Below are 25,332 nucleotides of genomic sequence, written 5' to 3'. Positions count from 1 at the left end.
GGCTCATTGTCGAGTTGAGTTCGGCGCGCAATCGAGTAGAATTAGCCGCATCATTAGTCACTTAAGATAGAGAAAAATGGCTCAGTTTGTTTACAGCATGCTGCGGGTGGGTAAAATTGTTCCGCCTAAGAAGCAGATCCTTAAAGATATTTCTTTAAGCTTTTTCCCCGGCGCCAAAATTGGCGTACTCGGCCTCAACGGTTCAGGTAAGTCGACACTACTGCGTATTATGGCGGGTATCGACACCGAAATTGAAGGTGAAGCGCGCCCAATGCCGGGATTGAAAATCGGTTACCTGCCGCAGGAACCTAAACTCGATCCGAATCAAACCGTGCGTGAAGCGATTGAAGAAGCGGTAGCAGAGGCAAAAAATGCCCTGACTCGCCTCGATGCCGTTTATGCCGCCTACGCCGAGCCGGATGCCGATTTCGACGCCCTTGCAAAAGAGCAAGGCGAACTCGAAGCCATTATCCAAGCCCAAGATGCCCATAACTTAGAGTACGTCCTTGAGCGCGCCGCCAACGCCCTGCGTCTGCCAGATTGGGATGAGAAAATCGAAGTATTATCCGGTGGTGAACGTCGCCGCGTGGCGATTTGTCGCTTGCTGCTTGAAAAACCAGAAATGCTGTTACTGGACGAACCGACCAACCACTTGGATGCTGAATCTGTGGCGTGGCTTGAGCACTTCCTGCAGGAATATGCTGGTACTGTGGTCGCGATTACCCATGACCGTTACTTCCTCGACAATGCTGCTGGCTGGATTTTAGAACTCGACCGCGGTGAAGGTATTCCGTGGGAAGGTAACTATTCTTCATGGCTTGAGCAGAAAGATGCCCGTCTGAAGCAAGAATCGGCTACCGAAAGCGCTCGCCAAAAGACCATTGCCAAAGAATTGGAATGGGTACGTCAAGGCGCGAAAGGCCGCCAGTCTAAAGGCAAAGCCCGTATGGCACGCTTTGAAGAACTGAACACTAACGATTACCAAAAACGTAACGAAACCAACGAGCTGTTTATTCCGCCCGGACCACGTTTAGGTGACAAGGTTATTGAAGTGAATAACCTGACCAAATCTTACGGTGACCGCGTATTGATCGACAACCTGTCGTTCTCTGTGCCTAAGGGCGCGATCGTCGGCATTATCGGTGCCAACGGCGCGGGTAAATCGACCCTGTTCCGCATGTTATCCGGCGCTGAAAAGCCAGACAGCGGCAGCATTGAGCTGGGTGATACAGTGCAACTGGCCTCGGTTGAGCAGTTCCGCGATTCGATGAATGATAAGAACACCATTTGGGAAGAAATCTCCGGTGGTCAAGACATCATGCGTATCAACAACATGGAAATCCCGAGCCGTGCCTATGTAGGCCGCTTCAATTTCCGTGGTGGCGATCAGCAAAAAGTCATCGGTACTTTATCTGGTGGTGAACGTAACCGCGTGCATTTAGCCAAACTGCTGCAAGCGGGCGGTAACGTATTACTCCTCGACGAACCCACCAACGATTTAGACGTTGAAACCCTGCGCGCACTGGAAGAAGCGATTCTGGAATTCCCCGGTTGCGCTATGGTGATTTCGCATGACCGTTGGTTCCTCGACCGTATCGCGACCCACATTCTGGATTACCGTGACGAAGGCCAAGTGAACTTCTACGAAGGTAACTACACAGAATACTCGGCATGGTTGAAAAACACCTATGGCGCCGATGTGGTTGAGCCACACCGCTTGAAATACAAGCGCATGATAAAGTAAATCTAGAATCTAGAATCTAGAATCTAGAATCTAGTCAAGCATGTATCTGAGGAGTTTAACTCGAAAGGGTTAAGCTCCTTTTTTATGGCATCCCGTTACGCTATAAGTGCCGCAAGCTTTGGCACTATTTCAAGCTAACACTATTTCAAGCTAACACTATTTCAAACTGGCACGATTTCAATTCAAGCTGGCAAAGTAGGCCACCAGCATGTCCATCATCACCCTAAGTGCAGGCTGCATGTGTTTGCGGGATTGATACACGCCATACACACCGAGGGACAGAGGTTTAAACTCAGTTAATAAAGGCACTAGCTGACCCGAATCTAAATAGGGTTTCGCCGCCCAAACGGGCTGCATGGCAATCCCCTCACCTGCCAGCGTGGCATTGAGCACCACCATTGAATCATTGGCGCTGAAATTCCCATTCACAGGCACATTAAAAGCTTGACCTTGGTTTGACTTAGGATCGGAGTTCTGCGTCTGGGCCTGTTTCGCAGCCACATCGCTTTGATAAAACCGCCACATCACATCGCCAAAATAGGAATAGGTTAAACAGTTATGCTGAGTTAAATCCTCGGGATGCAGCACGGCGGCGCGCGCGGCAAGATAACTCGGTGCAGCGCATACCACAGACTCACACTCCCCTAAGCGCCTAGCGATAAGATTGGGATCGAGTTCATTGGTGATACGAATCGCCAAATCAATTCGCTCGGCGACCAAGTCGACGGTTTGGCTGCTCACGTGGAAATTCACGCTCGCCTGCGGATAACTGGTTAAATATTGCTGTACCACGGGCGTTAAAATCTGATGTGCCAAAAACTGGGAGCAACTAATACGTAGTAATCCCCGCGGAATCGCCACAGCGGCGTGGCTTACCGCAGGCACTTCGTTAGCCAGTTCGAGCAGCCGATGGCAATAGTCCAGCACTTGCTCACCTGCGGGCGTTAAGCTGAGGCTACGCGTCGAACGATGCAGCAACCTAGCACCAGACCATTCTTCCATTTCGCTCAAGTAACGGGTCACCATAGAACGCGACATATCTAAGGCATTGGCGGCGCTGATCATGCTGCCGCGCTCAACAATAGTCACAAACACCTTAGCCGCTTCGAGTCTATCCATGATTTATCTCCACTCACATTCAATCATTCGAAGGCTCAATGACATACTCGCGTACCCACATAACTAATAGCTATATAGTTAATAGCTAATAACTAAGAGTGCAATAGTACACGCAGCCATTCGTCCGATTAATGCAACAAACATGGGCAGATACTCGCATTTATCTATTGATTATTGCAACCTATACTTAACTCACTTTTGCAGCAGCTGCAAATCAATGAATGCTAAATCGAACATTTTACTCTTTCACCCTGTGACTATAAGTGAGCCCCAAATGAACACATCGACCTATGCAATACGTAACACAGTTAACGCCACATTGAAGGCCTCGTCTAAAATAAGCCTAGCCGCCACCTTGTTGCTGGCAGGACTTAGCGCGGTCAATGCTGCGCCATTGCAAGTGAGCCATTTTAATCCGGGCGAAAACAGCATCTTTGCCGTGTCATCGAGCTTTATCAGCGGCGAACACGAAATGATGCTAGTCGATGCGCAATTTCAAAATAACGATGCCCAAACATTGGTCGACACCATCAAAGCCAGCGGTAAAAAGCTGACTCAGGTGTATATCAGCCATAGCGATCCTGATTTCTATTTCGGCTTAGCCGTGATTAAAAAGAATTTCCCCGATGCACAAATCGTCGCGACTCAAACCACTGTCGATGCTATTAAAGCCTCAATGGAAGGCAAACTCGCCTACTGGGGGCCGATTTTAAAAGATAATGCGCCAAGCGAATTAGTGTTACCTAAGGCGATTCACAGTGACACTTTTACTATCGACGGTGAGCAAGTGATTATCAAAGGTTTTAATGATAAACACCCTAAACACACTTTCCTGTGGGTACCATCGGCAAAAACCATTACAGGTGGCGTAGAAGTATTTGATAACACGCATGTTTGGATGGCTGACACTCAAACTGCCTCTGAGCGTCAGGAATGGTTAACCCATTTAGATGCAATGGAAAAACTGTTGCCGACTACCGTTATCCCAGGGCACTACTTAGGCGAAGCGCGATTTGATACCCGCGCCATTGGTTTTACCCGTGAATATGTGAAAGCCTTTGAAGTCGCAGCAAAAGCCTCGAAAGATTCAGCCGAATTAATCCAAAAGATGCTGGCGCTATACCCACAAATGCCAGCCGATGCAGGGCTTGAGATCAGCGCCAAAGTTTACATGGGCGAAATGACCTGGCCTATGTAAGCCCAGCCATATCTATCTAGGCGATTAGATACAAGCATTTAAGTGCAAATAGTTAAAGACAGGCACGTGAGCGATTGCGTGCCATTTTTTAGCTAAATAACTGTACCAACCTAACTATTTTAATCGATGTTCTCAAAGGGCTTAAGTCGCGAATTTTGCGACGAACTTAAGCCAAAAGGTTTAACACTATGACTCAGCCAACAACTCATCCAACTAGCAAAACCAGCAGCACAGCAACGGCCAAAGAGCGCACTCTGCACGCCATTATCGACCCTTTATGTGGCTGGTGTTATGCGGCAGCGCCTTTACTCGATGCCGCTGCAAAAGCAGGCTTTACCATTAAGCTCCACGGCGGCGGTATGCTCACGGGCCCAAGACGTAAACAAATCGATGCTAACTGGCGCGACTATGTTATGCCCCACGATCTGCGTATTGCCGAGCTAACCGGACAACCTTTTGGGGAAAACTATTTTGATGGTCTACTGCGCGATACCGCAATCGTACTCGACTCGGCGCCTCCGATTAAAGCCATGCTCGCAGTCGAGGCCATGGGTGGCGACAGTTTGGCCTATCTACACTCAGTACAACTGGCCCATTACCGTGATGGTCACAGCGCCAGTGATGAAGGTAATCTCGCAAGGTTAGCCGCTGAACTTGGGCTCGACCCTATAGGCTTTGCGCAGCATTATGCCCAAGGTGAAGACAAGCTATATGAGCATATTGTTGAATCCAGAGCATTACTGAATCTGATGGGTGCCCAAGGTTTCCCTTCAATGGCTATAGAGGATGATGACGGCAACATCACCGCCATTAATATCAACCGCTTTTATGGCCAACCCGCCCAGTGGTTAAGCCATCTTGAAGCACAGTTTGAGTCGTAATCATGCCAACGCTTAATAGTGTTCCAACAAGCTCTTTAGTGAGTGAGCCTGCTCAGTTAAATCTTATCGAAACAGCAAGGCAAACTGATGCGAATCTTGCACTTGTCAAAAGTACTTACGAGGGACATAGCTCAGCCGAAAATGCTAAAAATCTTGAGCATGCACTGGCAAATGACGCACGCTGGACAGAGGCGGCAGGTTTTCCCTATACGGGCACTTACATAGGTTTTAGTGCGATAGCCGCCAATGTGTTCGCCCGCCTCGAAAAAGAATGGGATAACTATCGCGTCGATATCGAAGACTATGTGGCACAGGGCGATAAGGTTTTTGCCTTCGGTACTTATTCAGGTACTTATGTCAAAACGGGCAAACATTTTACCGCTCGAGTCGCCCATTTATGGAAGATACACAGCGGCAAAATCGTCAATTTCGAGCAGTTTGTTGATAGTTATACCGTCGTCAATGCCATGTAACTGCCAATACCATGTAACGACAGTCATGCACTTATTAGACATGCAATGATGGAATAACTGAATCACGAGGCGAACAAGTTTAATTTAGCCCGCCTCACGACTTGCCGATGTTAAGCCTTATCCGTATGATTTAGTGTTTTCAATAGGTTGAGCACTTGACATTAAGTACTTAAGATTAAGCACTTGCGATTAAGCGCTTGAAATTGAATTCGTCAAGCTGCACGTTCGAAGACTCATCAACTCAAGTGTCTAAAATGACAAAATAAATAACTAAAACAAGAACAAGGATGCGGTCTAATGCAAATCAATTCGATGCCAGTCGGGGCTCACCCAATCATGCTATCTATGACGCGACTTAGCCGAGCCAGCCAATGGATACTCAAGCAACAGAGAAAATTCACGCCCCTGTTATGGCTTGTCACCGCACTCCCCTTTACCTCACTTGCGTTTATCTCACTGGCGGCCAATGCAAGTGAAACTGATACAGAGTTAAAAATTCAAGAAAGCAGCATCACCGATGGCCCTTATGTGTTTTTAGATGATGCTCAAAAAGACACAGCCTATTGGATTTGCCATAGTGAACTAAAACAAACACCGATTGCGAAGGCGCAGTTAACTCGCCCTGCCAGTTGCGGTGAATTACCCCAACCACACCTTCACACACAAGCTGTCACGGTTGAGCCAGATACCTTCACCCATGTCAGCAAAATTGTCGCCCTTAGCGATGTACACGGCCAGTTTGATGTAATGATTAACTTGCTAAAAGCCCATCAGATTATCGACAAAGATAACCACTGGGCCTTTGGTGACGGTCATATGGTGATGACGGGCGACATGTTTGACCGTGGTCATCAAGTCAATGAAGTATTGTGGTTTTTATATTCCTTAGACCAAGAAGCCCAAGCTGCGGGCGGACGCTTACATCTACTCATGGGCAATCACGAGCAAATGGTGTTTCGCGGCGACTTACGCTACGTCAACGAACGCTACCAAGTCTCGGCAGATTTACTCAAACGCAGCTACGATGCGCTCTACAACAAAGACACCGAAATAGGCCAATGGCTTCGCAGCAAACATACTTTAGTCAAAATCAATAATATCTTGTTTATGCACGGCGGCATCAGCCCTGAATGGGTCGAGCGTAAATTAAATATCAACGATGCTAACCAATTATTTCGTCAGCATTTAGATGATAAAAAAGCCGATTTGAAGCAAGACGATTTACTCAACTTTTTGTTTTTTACCAATGGTCCAACTTGGTATCGTGGCTACTTTAAAGATGAACTGAAAGAGTCGGATATCGATAGCATACTGAGCTATTTCAAGGTCGATCATATCGTCGTAGGGCACACATCGCAGGAACAAGTACTTGGGCTTTATCATAATAAAATCATTGCGATAGATAGCAGCATTAAGAATGGTAAATCCGGTGAGCTGTTACTTATCGACGCAGGAAAACTCCGCCGAGGTTTGTATCAGGGTGAGCAGGTTTCGCTATAACCTGCCTCACTAATATCTTTTGCCCCAATACGTGCATGAGCTAGCGCCTTAATGCATGAATAAGTTAGGGCGCGAATGTATAAATAAGTAAAGGTAAAATGGACGCCCACCATGGTACTCAATCGGCATAACACTCAATCGTATGGCTCTCAATATACGCTCATCTTAATATCCATAAGTTCGCCTGTTTTAATTAACTCTGACTATACTCAAGCCAAGTGCGACTCACCTCACTGCTGGAGTAGAAATGGGGAAGAAATTACTCAGATTATCTAGCTTTTGCTTGTTTCTATTCAGCTTCTATCCCCCAGCATTTGCGGGGCGAGAACTCCATTTAGTCGCCACTAACTATCCTCCTTTTTATGCCGATGCTTTACCTGAACAGGGCGGCGTTGCGCAAGTCGTCAAAGAAGCTTTTAAACGTCAAGGTTACACTGCCAGTCTCAAGTTTTATCCCTTCGCCCGCGCGGCTTTACTCGTTAAAACTGGCCAAGCTGATGGCATCATTGGGCTCTGGTATCGTAAAGAGCGCGAGCAATGGGCCCAATATTCCGCACCTATCCAACCCGTACAAATTGTGTTTTATAAACGTAAAGATTCACCGCTGAGTTTCAGTCAACTTTCAGATCTTAAACCTTTCACTATCGGTATAGGTCGCGGTTACGCTAATCCACCAGAAATCTTCGCCGCGGGGCTCACCACAGAGGAAGGAAATTCGGATGAGATGAATCTCAAAAAGCTGTTTTTAAAGCGTATTGACTTAGTCTTGATTGGCCATAACTTAGCGAGGTATTTAATTAAAAAAGGACCAAGTGAATATGAGGGTGCCTTTGAGCAAGTCGGCCACCCCATAGCGACTGAGGTATTTCATTTAGGGATCTCTTTGGCTGTGGCGGATCATCCGCAGTTAGTGACGGATTTTAATCAAGGTTTAGAGAGTATGCGCCGCGATGGACGATTAGCAGCAATTTTAAGCCAATATCCTCAGGTTGAAACGACTCAAGCGCCGATTGAAAAAACGCGAACTGAAGTCCATCCCTAAAGTCCGTCCAGCTTTTAAAAAGCAATAGCAGCACAAAAAAACAGCAAAACCCTCGTTGAATTGTGCTCAATGCTCAAAAAACACAATTTCTTTCATTTTCGTTCGCTTACCTTTACAAACTTTTACCCAACTGGCGTACGTTATTCACTAGAATAGCGCCATTAGAGCGATTACCTTTTTAAACTGCCTTTGCGCGAGATAATAATTACAATGAAAAAAACCATTTTTGCCATTGCCCTGCTTGCGATTATCGCCACAGCGGTGAGTTTTAGTGATGTCCTTCAAGCGGCTAAACCCGAGAACGCGCCACATCTTATGCGTACCGTTCCTGTGGTCACGGGTGAAGTGATTGAATATCCATTAGCGCAATCTATCTCTCTTATCGGCAAACTCGCGGCTGAACGTGCAGTGATCATTGCACCGCAAGTCACAGGTAAGATTAAACAAGTCGCAGTGACCTCAAACCAAGCGGTGAAAAAAGGCCAGTTACTGATCGAACTCGATGATATGAAAGCCCAAGCCGCCGTCGCCGAGGCCAATGCTTTCCTCAATGATGAAAAACGTAAACTCAAAGAATTTGAAAAACTGATCAGCCGTAACGCCATTACCCAAACCGAGATTGACGCACAAAAAGCCAGTGTTGATATCGCCCAAGCACGCTTATCCTCCGCCCAAGCAGATTTACATTACCACTCGCTGATAGCGCCGTTTGCGGGTAATACTGGCCTGATTAATTTCAGCGAAGGCAAGATGGTCAGCATGGGCACTGAGTTGATGTCGCTAGATGATTTGTCCAGCATGCGCCTCGACTTACAAGTGCCTGAGCATTTCCTATCGCAACTGAGTATTGGCATGCAAGTGTCAGCCACCAGTCGCGCTTGGCCGAATGAAATCTTTACTGGCAAAATGGTGGCTATCGATCCCCGCGTCAATGAGGAAACCTTAAACCTCAAAGTACGAGTGCTATTCGATAATCCGAAGAAACGCTTAAAACCGGGCATGATGATGTCGTCAACCATCACCTTCCCAGCGATTTCAGCACCTATGGTGCCAGTACAAGCTCTTGAGTATTCAGGAACTAAACGTTACGTATACGTAGTTAGCGCCGACCACATTGCCCACCGCACAGAAGTGACACTCGGGGCACGTATCGATAACCAAGTCTTAATCGAAAGCGGTTTAAATATAGGTGACAAAGTCGTGGTACAGGGCTTAGTCAATATGCGCGATGGCCTGCAAATCAATGAAGTCACGCTCGATGATAAAGCCTCAGCCCGTGCGACAGAGCTTTCAGGTCCTAAAGCAACGGAGACGAAATAATGTGGTTATCCGATGTTTCGGTTAAACGCCCTGTCGTTGCCATCGTTTTAAGCTTACTGCTGTGTGTATTTGGCATAGTGTCGTTCACTAAACTGTCGATACGGGAAATGCCCGACGTCGAAAGCCCTGTGGTCACCATCAGCACCAGTTACTCGGGTGCGTCGGCGGCGATTATGGAAAGCCAGATCACTAAGACTTTAGAAGATGAGCTAACAGGGATCAGTGGTATTGACGAAATCACCTCGACCACACGTAACGGTAGCTCGCGTATCACAGTTAAATTCCTCCTAGGTTGGAACTTAACCGAAGGGGTCAGCGATGTGCGTGATGCAGTGGCCCGCGCCCAACGCAGACTCCCAGAAGATGCAAAAGACCCCGTCGTCTCAAAAGACAACGGCTCCGGCGAACCCTCAGTCTATGTGAACTTAAGCTCGAGTGTGATGGACCGTACTCAATTAACGGACTACGCCCAGCGAGTACTCGAGGACAAATTCAGCTTAATCAGCGGCGTGAGTTCTATCAGCATTTCCGGCGGCTTGTATAAGGTCATGTACGTCAAGCTCAGACCCGAACAAATGGCAGGACGTAATGTTACCGCCACGGATATTATCAACGCCCTGCGTAAAGAGAATATCGAAACGCCCGGCGGCCAAGTGCGCAACGACACCACAGTGATGTCGGTGCGTACCAAACGCTTGTACTACACGCCGAAGGATTTTGACTATCTTGTGGTGCGTACCGCCAGCGATGGCACGGCTATCTACTTAAAAGATGTGGCGGATGTGGCTGTTGGGGCACAAAACGAAAACTCGACCTTCAAAAGCGACGGCATAGTTAACATCAGTTTAGGCATTATTGCCCAGTCCGATGCCAACCCTCTGCTCGTTGCCAAAGAAGTGCATAAAGAAGTTGATCGCGTACAAGACTTCCTGCCCGAAGGCACTAGCCTAGTGGTCGACTTCGACTCGACCGTATTTATCGACCGCTCGATTAACGAAGTGTATAGCACACTTTATGTCACGGGCGCCTTGGTCGTACTCGTGCTGTATATCTTCATTGGACAAGCGCGGGCGACACTCATCCCTGCGGTAACGGTTCCGGTATCGTTAATCTCGGCATTTATCGCCGCTAACATGCTAGGTTATTCGATTAACCTACTGACATTAATGGCGTTAATTCTCTCCATCGGTCTAGTGGTGGATGATGCGATTGTGGTGGTTGAAAACATTTTCCACCATATCGAAAAAGGTGAAGAGCCCTTACTCGCCGCCTATAAAGGTACTCGAGAAGTGGGCTTTGCCGTTATCGCCACTACGGCGGTACTGGTGATGGTATTCCTCCCAATTTCATTTATGGAGGGCATGGTCGGACTACTATTTACCGAGTTCTCCGTGATGCTGGCGGTGTCAGTGCTGTTCTCCTCCTTAGTGGCACTCACACTTACGCCTGTACTGAGCAGTAAATTACTCAAAGCCAACGTCAAACCGAATCGCTTTAATCGTTGGGTCGACAGCGGCTTTGCTCGCATGGAAAGCGTTTATCGCGTCGCAGTGACTCGAGCGATTAAACTCCGTTTACTCGCGCCCTTAGTTATCCTCGCTTGTATCGGCGGCAGCGCTTGGTTAATGCAACAAGTGCCGTCACAGCTGGCGCCGCAGGAAGACCGCGGTGTGTTGTTCGCCTTTGTTAAAGGCGCCGAAGGCACCAGTTATAACCGTATGACAGCCAACATGGACATAGTCGAAGACAGACTCATGCCCTTGCTGGGTCAAGGTGTGCTGCGCTCCTTCAGCGTGCAAGCCCCCGCGTTTGGTGGCCGTGCGGGCGATCAAACGGGCTTTGTGATCATGCAGCTTGAAGATTGGGGTACACGCACCGAATCCGCACAGCAAGCGCTTGGGATTATTAGCAAAGCATTGAAGGACATTCCCGATGTGATGGTTCGCCCTATGATGCCAGGCTTTAGGGGCCAATCGAGTGAACCGGTGCAATTTGTGCTTGGTGGTTCCGACTATGCCGAACTGTTTAAGTGGGCGCAGGTGCTCAAAGAAGAAGCCAATGCCAGCCCTATGATGGAAGGTGCCGACTTAGACTACGCCGAAACCACGCCTGAGCTTATCGTGACGGTTGATAAAGAACGCGCAGCGGAGCTTGGGATCAGTGTCGATGACGTCTCGCAAACCTTAGAAGTGATGCTCGGCGGTCGCACCGAAACCACCTATGTGGATCGCGGCGAAGAATACGATGTGTACTTGCGCGGTGATGAAAACAGTTTTAACAACGTTGGCGATCTTAGCCAAATCTACATGCGTTCCGGTAAAGGCGAATTAGTGACGCTTGATACTGTCACCCATATAGAAGAAATTGCCTCGGCACAAAGATTAAGCCACACCAATAAGCAAAAATCGATCACCCTCAAGGCTAACGTCAGTGAAGGTTACACCTTAGGTGAAGGCTTAAAGTTCCTTGACGCTAAAGCCATTGAATTATTACCTAAAGATATTTCGATTGGTTACACGGGCGAATCCAAAGATTTTAAAGAAAACCAAAGCAGTATCTTTATCGTATTTGGTTTGGCTTTACTGGTTGCCTACTTAGTATTAGCCGCACAGTTTGAGAGCTTTATCAACCCGTTAGTGGTGATGTTTACTGTGCCTATGGGTGTATTCGGTGGTTTCTTAGGACTACTGATCACCAGCCAAGGGATCAACATCTACAGCCAGATAGGCATGATCATGTTAATTGGTATGGTGACTAAAAACGGTATCCTCATCGTGGAATTTGCCAACCAATTGCGTGACCGCGGCTTTGAACTCGATAAAGCTATTATCGATGCGTCATCCCGTCGTTTACGGCCAATCCTAATGACAGCCTTCACCACCTTAGTGGGCGCTGTACCGCTAATTTTCTCGACGGGCGCAGGCTCAGAAAGCCGTATCGCTGTAGGTACTGTAGTGTTCTTCGGAATGGCATTCGCCACCTTTGTGACCCTACTCGTCATCCCTGCCATGTATCGATTAATCTCGGCAGCGACCCATTCACCGGGTTATGTTGAAGCTAAGCTCGAAGCGGCAATCAAAGCACAAGAGTTAGCGGCCCAAGAGGCGGCGGCAAAGCAGCAGGTGCTTGCGCCTAAAGCCTAGTGCTAATCATAACTGCAGAAAATCGCATAGCAAAAAGCCAAGGCACTCAGTGCCTTGGCTTTTTCTCATTTACGTCTTAAGCATTTTTTACTTTATTGGCTAAGCCTAAATGTAAACCTAAGCCAACACAAAGCAGTGCACTTAACGTAATCACCATACCTAAATGGTGAACGATTCCCGTGCCGCCTAAACCCAGTCCCAACAGAATGTAATAAAACAGTCCGAAGAGTGCACCAGCAGAGCCCGCATAGATGCGGTAGTTTGCCAAAGCCGAGCTGAGTATGTTCGGAATAGCGATACCGTAAGCAATCACAATCAATAGCATAGGCGCTAAAAAGTAAACATTATTCAGCCCTATAAAGGTAGATTGGATCAGCCAAATCCCCAATCCACCGACAAGTGCAATAGCACTGGCTAAGCGAACCAGTCGTGCACCAGTGTGGCCTTGACCCAGCATTATTTTATTAACATAACTGCCAAGGAATGTACCAAAGCCTAACAGTAAGCCACTGGTACCAAAGGCAAGCGTCGATAACCCTTGCGCCTCAAACATAAATGGCGCCAGTGAAAAGTAGCTAAACCACATCAGATTAAACGCCGCCACCAACAAGATGTTCTTAATAATCCCGCTGTCACTAAGCATCTTAATCGCTAACTCGCCTATCGCAATTTTCTGAGTATGTGCGGGTTTGGTTTCGGGTAAAGATTTTACCGACAAAAATAATAATACGATTGCAGAGACCATGAGTGCGACAAACACACCTTTATAACCCCAATACGCACTGAGAACACTGCCCAATAGCAATCCGATAACTGGGCTTATTCCAAGTGACATCCCCATCACAGAAAAAACTTTCGCTAATTCCTCTCCGCTATAACTGTCACGCATCATAGTTTGGGTAATCACAGACCCCACTGCCGCGCCAAAGGCCGACAATATGCGGGCCATCAACAACAGGCTAAAGTCGCTAACCATCAAGGCTAATGCTGAGCCAATCGCATAACAGACTAATCCCGCGAGCATAGCTTTACGGCGACCAATAATGTCGGCTAAGCGGCCCCAGCAAAATACGCCGATGGCAAAGGCCATAAAGTACACAGATAAGGTTTGCGATGCACCGGCAACCGACACCGCAAAGTTTTCTGCAATATTAGGCAAAGCTGGGCTATAGATGGTTTCCATAATTTGCGGAAACATCATTAGCAGCACAACGAGCCCTAATGGTGGTTTTATATTCATGATTTTTAGTCCATTTCAGTCATCCAAATGAGTTGGTTTACCGAAATGTCGCTCCATACTTGTCAAAGATGGCGCAGTATAGATAAAATCCAAATGTGTCCATTAGCAACACTTAGACAAAAAACATCAAAAAAAGGACAAAATGGCCTTTATTCTACCTGAACAGCAATTTAATCCAGACCAGCTGGATAATCTGGTCATTGGCATTGCCGCAGATATGGGCGAACACGACTCGGGAGTGCATCACCACAGGAAGGCGCAACTGCTGTACGCCCCCACTGGCGTGATGAGATTCACCCTAGCCGATACTCAAATGGTGTTACCGCCAACGCGTGCGGCTTGGTTGCCAGCTGGCGTTAAGCACAGCGTCACCATGCGTAATGTGGTTGCCTATCGCTCACTCTACTTTGAACCTGAAACCGTCACTTCATTACCCGATAAAGTCACTATTTTCCATGTAAACCCGCTACTCAAAGCGTTAATCGACACTATGTCGTTTTGGCCATGGGACAAACCAAGAAGCACTCAGCACAATGCCTTTTTGCTGCTCTGCGAAGAATTGGGCCATGCCGCGGAAGAAAATCTGGCTTTACCCCTCCCACAGGATAAACGTTTAAAAACCTGGCTTGCGCAACTGCAGCAACACCAAAAACCGCCAGCTAATCTTAAGGATATGGCAGTAGAAATCGGAGCCAGTGAACGCACAATTAGCCGCATTTTTAGCGCACAGACGGGAATGGCTTATCAAGCATGGCGCCAGCAATGGCGTTTACTCTCGGCCATTGAACAATTGGCGGCGGGGAAATCGGTGGCGCAGGTGGGCTTTAATTTACAATTTTCCAGTGACAGTGCCTTTATCAGCTTTTTTAAGCAATATACCGGCACCACACCGGCACAATATTTCAAATAAATACTGGCTCGACTGACCTACAATCGTCGAATCGAGCCTTGCATCATGTGCATCATGGCGCTAGCTGCGACGTTAGGCTTTCAGCGCTGGCGTGGCAGAAAACTTAAACCAAGCAAGCGGTCTTTGGCGGCGTGTTAACATGTTACCGAGCGCAACCAGCAAGAGTCCCACACTTGAATACCAAGTCCAGTGATAATCCTCAAACACACTCGATACACTAAGCGCCACCACAGGGGTTATCACCAACAGATACGCCGCTGCGTTAGCGCCAATTCGCTCAACCAAGATCAAATAAGCGGTAAAGCCAATCACAGAGGCGACAACGGCTAAGTAGAACAGGCTGCCAAGATAACTCGTTGTTAGCGGTAAACTAAAGCTTAAACCTTTAAACCAGATGATCAGCAGTAACGCCGCACTGCCGTAGCACATGGCATATGCTGTCGAGGTAAAAGGCGACACATTATCGCGCGAGTTACGCATGCTGATCATATTGCCAATCGAGAAAAACCACGTACCTAGCAGCGAAAACAGTAAGCCCCACACTAAGGTTTGTGACCACTGAGTCGCGAGCAAATCGGCGCCAAAGAGTAAGATAATGCCCCCCAGACCGACACTGACTCCTAACCAAAAGTTGCGGGTAGTGGGCGTGCCGTAAAAAATGCGGCCATGTATCGCATTAAAAATGGGCGCAGTGGCCATAATCACCGCCGTTAAACCGCTGGCGATATAATGGGTTGCAGTATAAAACGCGATAAAATTCAAACAAAATAGACACACACCTTGCAGTGCAAACCAAGGATGCTGCCTAAGCTTTACCGCTTGCAGCTTGTTAAAGGCAAAGCCGATGGCGAACATCAACAGGCTCGCTATCGCGAAGCGATAAAAAATCGAGACTTCCGTCGCCACCTCACCGTGCTGCCACTTAATGGCAATCCACGAAAAACCCCACACAAAAATCATCAGCAAATACATCACAGCAGCCATAATGAGTCCCCCTCACCTTCATAAAATACTTAATGAGGCGAACTATACAGCGATGGCTTTCGTCCTTATGTCACCATCTTGTGGGTCATAACACGATATTGCGGTTTTAATCGCAAGCGAACGTTGAGCCACGCCCATAAGTGCGATAATTTGGAAAGACAAAATGCTTAGCCAGTGAGATCACTAGGAACCCATGGAGCCCAAATACATCAGTTTTGATAAATCCGCCAAAACCTGTATTCGTAAACAAGCGATTACGGAGGATTTATCTTGGGCTCTGTAGTGGCACACTAATTATCAAAATGCGGGCGAGCGTCTGTATTACCAAAACGATGCACAACATACGCTGAGCATGTATCTGGATGGCGGCTACGAAACCCACAGAACCGATATCAAGGCCGACTATGGCGCGCCCAGTAAGTTTTGCCTTATGCCCCAAGGCTGCCAAAGCCATTGGCAACTGGGACAACCGCAGCAGTTTATGCATTTGTATTTTAGCGATGAACATCTTAAAAAATTGGCGGTGCGAGTCTTTGATAAAGATCCACGCCAAGTGCGTTTACCTGAGTTGACCTTTGTCGATAATCCGAGATTGGAGGCGCTGTTTCGGCACCAAGTTGCGGGGCTCGATTGGCAGACGAGGGATCACCATCTAATGATGGAACAAGTAACCGACACTGTGCTAGTGACTTTGCTGCAAAGCTCAGGCTTTAATTTGTCGGTGGGGCCAATTAAGGGCGGACTCGCACCTAAAGTGGCTAAAGCAATTAAAGAGTTTATTCATTGCCATTCCCATCGGCAGATTTACTTGTCTGAGTTGGCCGAGCTTGCCCAACTGAGCGAGTACCATTTTTGTCGCATGTTTAAATGCCAATTTGCGATGACGCCGCAGGAGTATTTGCTGCAAGTGCGCATTGAAAAGGTCAAACAAAGCTTGAGTCATTCAACGCAATCATTGACCGAGATCGCCCTCAATAATGGCTTTGCCAATCAAAGTCATATGGGGCGTTACTTTAAAAAACTCAGCGGCATGTCACCGGGCGAATATCAAAAATACCATAGAAGCTAACATACGCTGTGGGTTCACAATATCGACGGCTGAACCCAACACTCTAACATCCTTGAAAACCCTATTGCTTCGATATGCTATAGTGCCCTTACTCCCCTAGCCGCTGGAAAACGCCTTGAAAAAAATCGCTTTATTTGTCGATGTACAAAACATCTATTACACCTGCCGCGAAGCCTATGGTCGCCAATTTAATTATCGTAAACTGTGGCAACACTTAGGTTATGAGGGTGACATAGCCTTGGCCGTGGCTTATGCCATCCATAAGGGCGACGATGGGCAATTGAAATTTCAAGACGCACTAAAGCACATAGGTTTTGAGGTGAAGTTAAAACCGTTTATTCAGCGTAGCGATGGCTCAGCCAAAGGCGATTGGGACGTGGGGATCACCATAGATATTATGGAAGCGGCGAGTGAAGTGGATACAGTGATCTTATTGTCTGGTGATGGCGATTTCGATTTATTGCTGCAAAAAATCCATCAAAAATATGGCGTTGAAACCCAAGTCTATGGCGTCCCTACCCTGACGGCTAAATCCTTAAGGGATGCAGCCTCTCAATTTCATCCCATAGATGAGGCGTTATTGCTCTAGTCACAAGACAGAATGCGCCTATCCATCACGCTAACCGTATCTGACTCATTCACTCTTTCGCCCCACAATGTCGAGACGCTATATTGAGCTTCTACTTTAAAGATGAAGCAAGTCACTGATAGGTAATGTCCGTATACATAGGGGCAAGACGTTTTAGAAAGGCATTACGGATAGATAGCGGAATATGTTGCTCTTTCATCGATTCAATCAAATGGCCGACTAAGGCATCGAAATCCGCTTGAGTAATATTCAATCCTCTATGACTGTGCTGCATACTTTCGCCGTGATACAGGCAGCCGCCATCGGCAACCAGACAGAAATGTTCGATGGCACGCTCACGAAATAACGCAATATCTGTCTCTTGAAAGTGATGCACTATGCGTGGATCTGTGGCAATACGTGCCAGCAAACCATCGACTATCGCCGATACGCCTGCGTTACCACCTAAATCTTGGTATAAGGTTTGATGGCTTGCGGTTTGATGACTCGAGTGAGTTAGTGATGCTGAGGTTTCGGTCGTTTGCACCGCACAGCCAGTGAAAAAAAACACTGCGACGAAAGGTATTAGCTTCACCCGTAAACGCCTCATAACGCCCCCTCCACCGACAGGTACCAACCCCGTTGCTCTTCAAACCCCGCAATACTGCCCAAATTCGCATAGGCCGTAACCACGGAAAAATGCTTATTGATAAACCAAGCTAAAAACACATCTTGCCAATCATCCTCCTGGGCAAAAGCTAACTCATCGGGTTTCTGGCGATATTCGATACCCAGTGCCACATTATCCGTCAGCAATACCGCGGCAGAGGCTTCGAGCACAAACTGGTAATCATGATTGGCTTGAGTACCAAAACCCAATAAACCCGTTTGATTCGCCTTGGTCGCGCGCACGGTCCCATTGAGTAATACATTTCGTCCCGCTACCGCATCAAAAAATACTTTGCTGGCAGCAATATACACATCTAAACCCCAATCATCCCGCGCCCCAACCGCCTGAGGAATCGCAAAGTCATCGACTCTTTTATACTGGGCACCTAAGGTAATTTGCGGCATAGCCGTATAAAGCAGCTCTCCGGTAAGCTTGTATTTTACGCCGAAGATATCTTGGCCTAACTCGCCGCCCATAGTATCCAAATCAAAGGTTTGCCGCGCAACGCTCAGCTCGAATCGATTATCAAAACTCAAAGAAGCGCCTATCACTTTCAGGGTAAAATCATCGACATAGACCCCCGTCGCCATCGCCGTTGCCGACCATTCACCGCTACTACCATAACCGTTAATCACGGCCCATGGCACTATGCCACCGCCAGCACTGCCTTCAATCATCGTCCCGCCGCCTGTCGCGACCACACGGCTACCTTCAGCAAACGTAGGAACAGTACCCAATAGTAAAAATAGGCAAAACAAGGCCTTAACATAATTCCAAGTTAATGAATTCAACTTCAATGCATTTATGGAAATGTTCACTTGATGCTCCGCTCTCATTCTTTCGACGATGAATCGTTAGTCTAACGTCTTTGCATATTGACTTGAGTAAACGCGCTTATGCATCAGAGGCATTTGGATGGTTAAACGCCTCGAACCACAGATCAAATTCAGCCGCTTTTAAGGGTTTCGAAAACACGTAACCTTGAATGATATCGCAATCAAGATTACGCAATATCTCAACACCTTCTTGTTCTTCAACGCCTTCGGCTACTACGGTAAAACCTAAGCCATGGATCAATTTAATACTCGTATCGACTATCATCACATCTTGGCTATCCGTGAGCATGTCTTTGATAAAGCAGCGATCAATTTTCACCTCATTAACGGGTAAAATTTTCAAATAGGCTAATGATGAATGACCTGTGCCAAAATCATCAATGGCAACAGACACGCCCATGTCACGAAATCGCTGTAATACACTCACCACAGTCTGTGCATCTTTCATCACGGCGCCTTCAGTGACTTCGATACAGAGTGCACCGCTTGGCAGATTATTGTCTTTCAGTAAAATGGCGATTTGATTCGGTAAGCGAGTATCGACTAAATCATGGGCCGACAGGTTAATAGCCAGTTTTAGCACCATACCCCGCCGCTGCCATGTCACTAATTGCTGAATTGCCTGCTTCAATACCCACTGGCTAACAATATCAATGTTGCCTGAATTTTCAGCCAGTTGGATAAATTCATCGGGCGGAATAAACCCTAGCGTAGGATGTTGCCAGCGGATCAATGCTTCGGCGCCAGTGCACTGGTTTAGGCGTAAATCCACTTTAGGTTGGAACACTAAATACAATTGGTTTTGCGCTAAACCTATAGGCAAATCACGGATAATCGTCAGCTCACGCTGGTATTTCTCATCGGCGCCTTCACGATAACTGACGATGCGTTGCTCTTCGAGACAGGCTTGATTGAGGGCAATTTCGGCGCGGCGCACCAATACATCGATATCAGCACCATTACCATCGATTTCAAGTAATCCCGCACGCACGGTAAGAGAAATATTTGAGCCTTGGATTGGAAAGGGAGACTCCAGCATATCCAATGACTTCAGTAAATGTTCGGGGCGAATACCTTGACTATACAGAAGTAAAAATGAGTCACCGTCTAAACGCGCCAGTAAATCCGGTGTCGGTGCTAATTGCTCTAAGCGACGAGCAAAAAGCAGTAATAAAGTATCGGCGTTGGCAAAACCAATAATATCGTTGATATGGCGGAAATGTTTAATATCTAACAACACCATAGCACCGGATAATTTATCGTTAAGATCCGCCAAATGCTGTTTTGCCGCAAAACGATTGAGTAATCCCGTCAAACTGTCGTGGCGGGATTGATAGACTAAATCCTTTTCCCGCGCTTCAATATCATCGCGCATTAAGGACAAACTTTTGGCCAACACCCGCAGTTCTGCTGGCGCACCTTGAATATTGGCAGGCTGCTTACCTTGACCGATTTTGCGGGCATAATTCACAAGTTGATGCACGGGTTCAGTCAAACTGCCCGACAACCAAATCGCAATCGCAATCGCCAGTGCTAAGGTCAAAGCAAAAATCAGCAGCATATTATTGCGTAGTTGCTGATAACTTTGCTGCCACTTAAGGTTTGATTGATGTAGTAGCGCTAATTGGCTGCCGTTGTGATCATAAAGTTTGATGCCCATAGACAGATGATCTACGGGAATACTTTCACTAGGCATTTTCAGCAAGCTAGGCAATAAGCTCGCCTGCTCAATTACGCTTAACTTTTCATTATCTGATAAGGTTGAAGCGATTTCAGTGCGGCCCGTTGCCTGATTGACAAAACTCACATCGATGCCCGTAATAGCTTTAGCTTGTTGGGCGACCTTCTCATCCAATAAAAAACCCATGCCAACCCAAGCAATTAAGGTCGGCGCCTTCACCGGCTGCAGCACAAACTGATAGCTAGCATGATCAAAATTAAGGATAGCTAACGCATTATGATTGCTGGTGGTCATATTAAATAAGGATTGAATATCATCCTGAGTGAGTCCGGGCAAACTCGAGGTCAAGAGCTCCCCTTTAGGTGATAGCAATACAGCGGCGTCGGCACCAATACGAGATCCATGATTAGATAACACTGACTCAATGGTTTCTTGCTCACCAGTAGCAATCGCGCGCTTAAAACCAAAATCGGCACTGAGTACGGACAAACTTTGACTGAGCTGAATACCGCGATTCGATAACACTTCGAGAAACACATTCGCGCCAATATCGAGGCTTTTCTGTTGCTGTAAAAAGTTATCTTTTTCGGTCGCTGTCAACACAGAAAATGCTGTGGCAAATTGCACTAACGTCAGCACAATAAAGAAAACTAAAATCAGCCGAGCGCGAAAACTATTTAGCATGTAATGGCTTACCTTCAGAATCGTAGTGACCAAATCCCGACGGCGGAGCCGACGGTTTAGCTTGACGCTCAATGTCTAAGGACAGACTAAGTTGATTAGGACCATTAACTATCAGTAAATCCGTTGGCTCTGATGCCGCCTTCTGCCATGGATGCCAGCGCTTAACTTTATATTGACCGGCGGTAAGTCCCTTAAACTGGATCTCACCTTTTTCGTCCGTCACAGCGACAATAGGGCTATCTGCCACATAGATAAATGCCTGCATATAATCGTGAATATTACAGCCAAGCGCGACCAAACCGGGTTTATCAAACTGAATCGGCGCTTCGGCCTGACCCACATACAATTTAAGTTCGAAAGGTTTAGCTTCTGAAAAAGAATATACATGGTGGCGAGTACGATCTAAGTTGGGAAAATCAACCTTTGCACCTTTAGGCACCGCCAGCACAAAGGGAATAAAGGTTCGATTTTTTTGCGACATTTCATAATGCTCGACAGGTATTGCATTATCAGGCATCACTGCAGGGATCAGCTCCACGACAGTATCGGCAATGGCCTGTTGTTGCAGATCTACTACATTAATATTGAGTTCAGCAGCCATGACTTGAGGCGTGAAATAGATCAAAACGCAAAGTACTAACGCATATAAAACGCGATATAGAATCATCCGTTACCTCGGGCATAGTGATGCAAGGCCAACAAGTACCTTAGCTGAGTTCTGCGTAAAAAAACGATCTAGATTCATCTAGCATTGTACATTACTAATGTATTGAATAATCATCAAATTATATAGAAAAGTCGTAAAACAGTAACCATTCTAATCATTCTGTGATAATGACGCGCTCAAGTGGCAATAAGTTATAAGCTAACAGAATGGTCTGGTAATAGTTATTCATTGTTTCTTATTGATGATCCAGAAAATACCAACGATATTCCTCATTTCTGGTTTTAGTTTTAACCTGGCGAGGAATACCATCACTAAGTATCAATTGACCTAATGTTAATTAACCCCAGCTAAAGATAGTCAAATCTAATCGCTCTCGCCGTGAATAAACAAAAAAGGCCTACTCAATGTAGACCTTTCATGTGTTTTTCAAATAGAAAACAAGCTTAACCGACTGTTATCTCTTTATGCTCATCGGCTTTTTTACCGCCTCTCTTTGCTAAGGCATAGTAAAACAGCGGCGTTAGGATAAGACCAAATACAGTCACCCCTATCATACCGGCGAATACTGCCACGCCCATGGCTTGGCGCATCTCGGCGCCCGCGCCAGTGGAGAACACCATAGGCACCACTCCCATGATAAAGGCGATAGATGTCATCAAGATAGGACGTAAACGTAATCTTGCTGCCTCTAATATCGCCTCCATAGGTGCCATACCATGGTCTTGTTTCTCCTTTGCAAACTCGACAATCAAGATAGCGTTCTTAGTCGCCAGCCCCACCAGCACTATCAGGCCAATTTGGGTGAAGATATTATTATCCCCGCCATAAATCAGCACACCACTGAGGGCTGAAAGTAAGGTCATTGGGATGATTAAGATAATCGCCAATGGCAAGCTTAAGCTCTCGTACTGGGCGGCTAGCACCATAAACACTAAGATGATCACCAGCGGGAAAACCAAAAGACCCGTATTGCCCGCGAGAATTTGCTGATAGGTCAGCTCGGTCCACTCATAAGTCATACCATTAGGTAAGGTTTCAGCCAAAATTTTCTCAATCGCCGCCTGCGCTTGGCCAGTGCTCACTCCTAGCGCTGGACCACCGTTGATTTCAGCGGTCGTGAAACCGTTATAGTGCATCACTCTGTCTGGGCCTGAACTTTGGCTGACGTTGATGAACGAACCTAGCGGGATCATGTCACCATTCAGATTCGGCACCTTTAGCTGACTTATCTGCTGCGGACTTTGACGGAACGCCTCGTCGGCTTGCATATTCACCTGATAGGTTCGACCGAAACGATTGAAGTCGTTGACATAGGTCGAGCCCATATAGGTTTGTAATGTCTGGAAAATTTGATCGAGCGACACTGCCTGCTGTTTCGCTTTAGTCCGATCGATATCCAGTTCAAGTTGTGGCACGTTCACTTGATAGCTAGAGAAAACGCCAGCTAACTGAGGATCGGCCCACGCCTTGTACATCACTTGTTGGGTCACCTGATACAAGGCCTCATAACCAAGGTTGGCTCTGTCTTGAATTTGCAGACGGAACCCTCCTATAGTGCCGAGGCCTTGCACAGGTGGCGGCGGGAAGATGGCAATAAACGCGTCTTGAATAGCAGCAAATTGCTGATTCAATTGTCCTGCAATGGCATTCGCCGACAGTTCAGGACTGGTACGCGAGTCAAAATCATCGAGCGCGACAAACACCACGCCAGAGTTAGGACTATTGGTAAAACCGTTGATGCTAAGGCCAGGGAAGGCAATCGAGTGCGCGACTCCGGGGTGATTTAGCGCAATCTCAGACATCTTCTTAATCACACTATCCGTACGTTCAAGGGATGCCGCATCGGGCAACTGAGCAAAGGCCACTAAATACTGTTTATCTTGGCCGGGCACATAACCCGTTGGTGTATTGGCAAATTGCACACCCGTTAACGCCACCATGCCTAAATACACTAGACCAATAATGCCGCCAAAACGGATCACCTTACGCACTAACCAGCCATAACCATCGGATGCACGGTTAAATAAGCGATTAAAAGGCACAAATAACCAAGCACCAAACAACTTATCCATTAGACGCGTTAAGCCGTCCTTAGGTGCATCATGGCTCTTGAGTAACAGCGCCGATAATGCCGGACTCAAAGTGAGTGAGTTAATCGCCGAGATAAAGGTCGAGATAGTAATAGTCAAGGCAAACTGTTTATAGAACTGCCCGGTTAAACCGCTCATAAAGGCCGTTGGAATAAACACCGCCGCCAGCACTAAGGTGGTTGCCACAATCGGGCCAGTCACTTCCTTCATCGCCTTTTGCGTTGCCTCTACTGGGCTTAATCCTGCGGCAATATTACGCTCGACGTTTTCGACCACGACGATGGCATCGTCAACCACAATCCCGATGGCGAGCACCAGCCCAAATAGCGACAAGGCATTTAACGAGAAACCAAGCAGATGCATAAAGGCAAAGGTACCGACCAAAGACACAGGCACGGCCACCAGCGGAATAATCGATGCGCGCCAAGTTTGCAGGAATAGCACCACCACTAACACCACCAGCAACACGGCTTCGAGCAGGGTTTTTACCACAGCTTCAATCGAGCCACGCACGAACACTGTTGGGTCGTAAACGATTTCGTATTCGAGTCCTTCAGGGAATCCTTTAGACAGCTCTGCCATTTTGGCGCGTACATCGTCGGAAATCTGAATCGCATTAGAGCCCGATGCTTGGAATACAGGAATAGCGACCGCATCCTTATTATCGAGTAAAGAGCGCAGCGCATAACTCGTTGCCCCGAGTTCGACCCGCGCGACATCTTTAAGGCGGATCACCTCAGCATTCTGACCAACTTTGATAATGATATCTTCAAATTCAGACAGTTCAGTTAAACGACCTTTAACGTTAATCAAAAGTTGAAAGTCAGCACTGCCACTGGGCTGCGCGCCTAAACTGCCCGCTGCTGCCTGTTGGTTTTGCTCACGCACGGCGGCAATAATGTCTGCGGGCGATAAACCCAGCGCCGAGACTTTATTCGGGTCAAGCCAAATTCTCAGACTGTATTCGCCGGCGCCAAACAAACGTACCGCGCCGACACCATTAATTCGTGCTAACTCGTCTTTGACGTTTAGCGCCGCATAGTTAGACAGATACAACATGTCGTAACGGTTATCCGGCGATAACAAATGCACCACCATGGTCAAGTCTGGCGATGATTTTTCAGTAACAATACCAAGACGTTGTACTTCCTGCGGCAGACGGGGCATAGCGCGATCGACTCGGCTCTGCACTTGGGTTTGTGCCTTATCCACATCCGTGCCAATCGCAAAGGTGATGGTCAAGGTCATACGTCCATCGGACGTCGCCTGCGATGACATGTACAACATGTCTTCGACGCCGTTAATTTCCTGCTCCAACGGTGAAGCCACAGTTTCGGCAATCACTTTAGGATTTGCGCCAGGATAATTAGCAGTGACCACTACCGTTGGTGGCACTACCTCTGGATATTCGGTAATAGGCAACTGCCAAACGGCAATCGCCCCCGTGATAAGAAACAGCAATGACAGTACGGCTGCAAATATCGGTCTTTTAATGAAAAATTGCGACAACATA

The 25,332-nt window shown here is 47.2% G+C and carries 18 protein-coding genes and 1 pseudogene; 11 read left to right on the top strand and 8 right to left on the bottom strand.

All coding sequences use genetic code 11. The annotated features are described in order from the left end of the window. The first annotated feature begins 76 nt into the window (after window positions 1–76). The gene (gene ettA / locus L5L97_RS03870; protein ID WP_028761391.1) at window positions 77–1,744 is read left to right on the top strand and encodes an energy-dependent translational throttle protein EttA; all 1,668 of its coding nucleotides are present in this window, start codon (window positions 77–79) and stop codon (window positions 1,742–1,744) included. 177 nt (window positions 1,745–1,921) lie between these two features. Here ettA and L5L97_RS03865 read toward each other — a convergent pair whose 3' ends face one another. After that, a complete protein-coding gene (locus L5L97_RS03865; protein ID WP_263181200.1) occupies window positions 1,922–2,863 on the bottom strand; it encodes a LysR family transcriptional regulator in 942 nt (313 codons plus the stop codon). Window positions 2,864–3,137: 274 nt separating this feature from the next. On the opposite strand from L5L97_RS03865, the gene L5L97_RS03860 reads away from it, so the two are divergent. From L5L97_RS03860 to L5L97_RS03830, 7 genes are all read left to right on the top strand, one after another. Then, complete coding sequence (locus L5L97_RS03860; RefSeq protein ID WP_219251241.1) at window positions 3,138–4,061, top strand: MBL fold metallo-hydrolase; 924 nt, start codon at window positions 3,138–3,140, stop codon at window positions 4,059–4,061. Between the two features lie 188 nt (window positions 4,062–4,249). Continuing rightward, complete coding sequence (locus L5L97_RS03855) at window positions 4,250–4,942, top strand: DsbA family protein (protein ID WP_263181198.1); 693 nt, start codon at window positions 4,250–4,252, stop codon at window positions 4,940–4,942. Between the two features lie 2 nt (window positions 4,943–4,944). Next, on the top strand, window positions 4,945–5,415 hold the full coding sequence (locus L5L97_RS03850; protein WP_263181196.1) for a nuclear transport factor 2 family protein: 471 nt from the start codon (window positions 4,945–4,947) through the stop codon (window positions 5,413–5,415). A 297-nt stretch (window positions 5,416–5,712) separates the two neighbouring features. Continuing rightward, the gene (locus tag L5L97_RS03845; RefSeq protein ID WP_263181195.1) at window positions 5,713–6,915 is read left to right on the top strand and encodes a metallophosphoesterase; all 1,203 of its coding nucleotides are present in this window, start codon (window positions 5,713–5,715) and stop codon (window positions 6,913–6,915) included. A gap of 247 nt (window positions 6,916–7,162) precedes the next feature. Further along, window positions 7,163–7,957: a substrate-binding periplasmic protein gene (locus L5L97_RS03840; RefSeq protein WP_263181194.1), complete on the top strand. Its 795-nt coding sequence runs from the start codon at window positions 7,163–7,165 to the stop codon at window positions 7,955–7,957. A 210-nt stretch (window positions 7,958–8,167) separates the two neighbouring features. Continuing rightward, complete coding sequence (locus tag L5L97_RS03835; protein ID WP_263181193.1) at window positions 8,168–9,277, top strand: efflux RND transporter periplasmic adaptor subunit; 1,110 nt, start codon at window positions 8,168–8,170, stop codon at window positions 9,275–9,277. Beyond that, the gene (locus L5L97_RS03830) at window positions 9,277–12,420 is read left to right on the top strand and encodes a multidrug efflux RND transporter permease subunit (RefSeq protein ID WP_263181192.1); all 3,144 of its coding nucleotides are present in this window, start codon (window positions 9,277–9,279) and stop codon (window positions 12,418–12,420) included. Before L5L97_RS03835 ends, L5L97_RS03830 begins: the two co-directional genes overlap by 1 nt. A gap of 76 nt (window positions 12,421–12,496) precedes the next feature. Here the strand turns inward: L5L97_RS03830 and L5L97_RS03825 are convergent, their stop codons facing one another. Then, window positions 12,497–13,660 carry a multidrug effflux MFS transporter gene (locus L5L97_RS03825; RefSeq protein ID WP_263181191.1) on the bottom strand — a complete coding sequence of 388 codons (1,164 nt, stop codon included), beginning with the start codon at window positions 13,658–13,660 and terminating at the stop codon, window positions 12,497–12,499. 142 nt (window positions 13,661–13,802) lie between these two features. Here L5L97_RS03825 and L5L97_RS03820 point away from each other — a divergent pair, with 142 nt between their 5' ends. Continuing rightward, the gene (locus L5L97_RS03820) at window positions 13,803–14,570 is read left to right on the top strand and encodes an AraC family transcriptional regulator (RefSeq protein ID WP_263167057.1); all 768 of its coding nucleotides are present in this window, start codon (window positions 13,803–13,805) and stop codon (window positions 14,568–14,570) included. Window positions 14,571–14,642: 72 nt separating this feature from the next. On the opposite strand, the gene L5L97_RS03815 is transcribed toward L5L97_RS03820, so the two are convergent. Beyond that, window positions 14,643–15,554: a DMT family transporter gene (locus L5L97_RS03815; protein ID WP_259573406.1), complete on the bottom strand. Its 912-nt coding sequence runs from the start codon at window positions 15,552–15,554 to the stop codon at window positions 14,643–14,645. A gap of 193 nt (window positions 15,555–15,747) precedes the next feature. Here L5L97_RS03815 and L5L97_RS03810 point away from each other — a divergent pair. Then, window positions 15,748–16,623 (top strand): annotated as a pseudogene (locus tag L5L97_RS03810) (helix-turn-helix transcriptional regulator). A gap of 115 nt (window positions 16,624–16,738) precedes the next feature. Continuing rightward, complete coding sequence (locus L5L97_RS03805) at window positions 16,739–17,212, top strand: NYN domain-containing protein (RefSeq protein ID WP_006082658.1); 474 nt, start codon at window positions 16,739–16,741, stop codon at window positions 17,210–17,212. A 112-nt stretch (window positions 17,213–17,324) separates the two neighbouring features. On the opposite strand, the gene L5L97_RS03800 is transcribed toward L5L97_RS03805, so the two are convergent. From L5L97_RS03800 to L5L97_RS03780, 5 genes are all read right to left on the bottom strand, one after another. Then, complete coding sequence (locus L5L97_RS03800; RefSeq protein WP_263181190.1) at window positions 17,325–17,801, bottom strand: group I truncated hemoglobin; 477 nt, start codon at window positions 17,799–17,801, stop codon at window positions 17,325–17,327. After that, a complete protein-coding gene (locus tag L5L97_RS03795) occupies window positions 17,798–18,679 on the bottom strand; it encodes a DUF3034 family protein (protein WP_263181189.1) in 882 nt (293 codons plus the stop codon). Before L5L97_RS03795 ends, L5L97_RS03800 begins: the two co-directional genes overlap by 4 nt. A 76-nt stretch (window positions 18,680–18,755) precedes the next feature. Continuing rightward, window positions 18,756–21,062: a GGDEF domain-containing phosphodiesterase gene (locus L5L97_RS03790; RefSeq protein WP_263181187.1), complete on the bottom strand. Its 2,307-nt coding sequence runs from the start codon at window positions 21,060–21,062 to the stop codon at window positions 18,756–18,758. Continuing rightward, on the bottom strand, window positions 21,052–21,729 hold the full coding sequence (locus L5L97_RS03785) for a methylamine utilization protein (protein WP_263146951.1): 678 nt from the start codon (window positions 21,727–21,729) through the stop codon (window positions 21,052–21,054). The genes L5L97_RS03790 and L5L97_RS03785 overlap by 11 nt, the downstream gene beginning before the upstream one ends. 443 nt (window positions 21,730–22,172) lie before the next feature. Next, on the bottom strand, window positions 22,173–25,331 hold the full coding sequence (locus L5L97_RS03780) for an efflux RND transporter permease subunit (RefSeq protein WP_113939332.1): 3,159 nt from the start codon (window positions 25,329–25,331) through the stop codon (window positions 22,173–22,175). Window position 25,332 lies beyond the last annotated feature (1 nt).

It is taken from the genome of Shewanella sp. SM71 (assembly GCF_025653905.1).
Taxonomy (GTDB): domain Bacteria; phylum Pseudomonadota; class Gammaproteobacteria; order Enterobacterales; family Shewanellaceae; genus Shewanella; species Shewanella oncorhynchi.
Note: the sequence above shows the minus strand (reverse complement) of the source record. Positions and strands in the feature narration are given on the sequence as shown.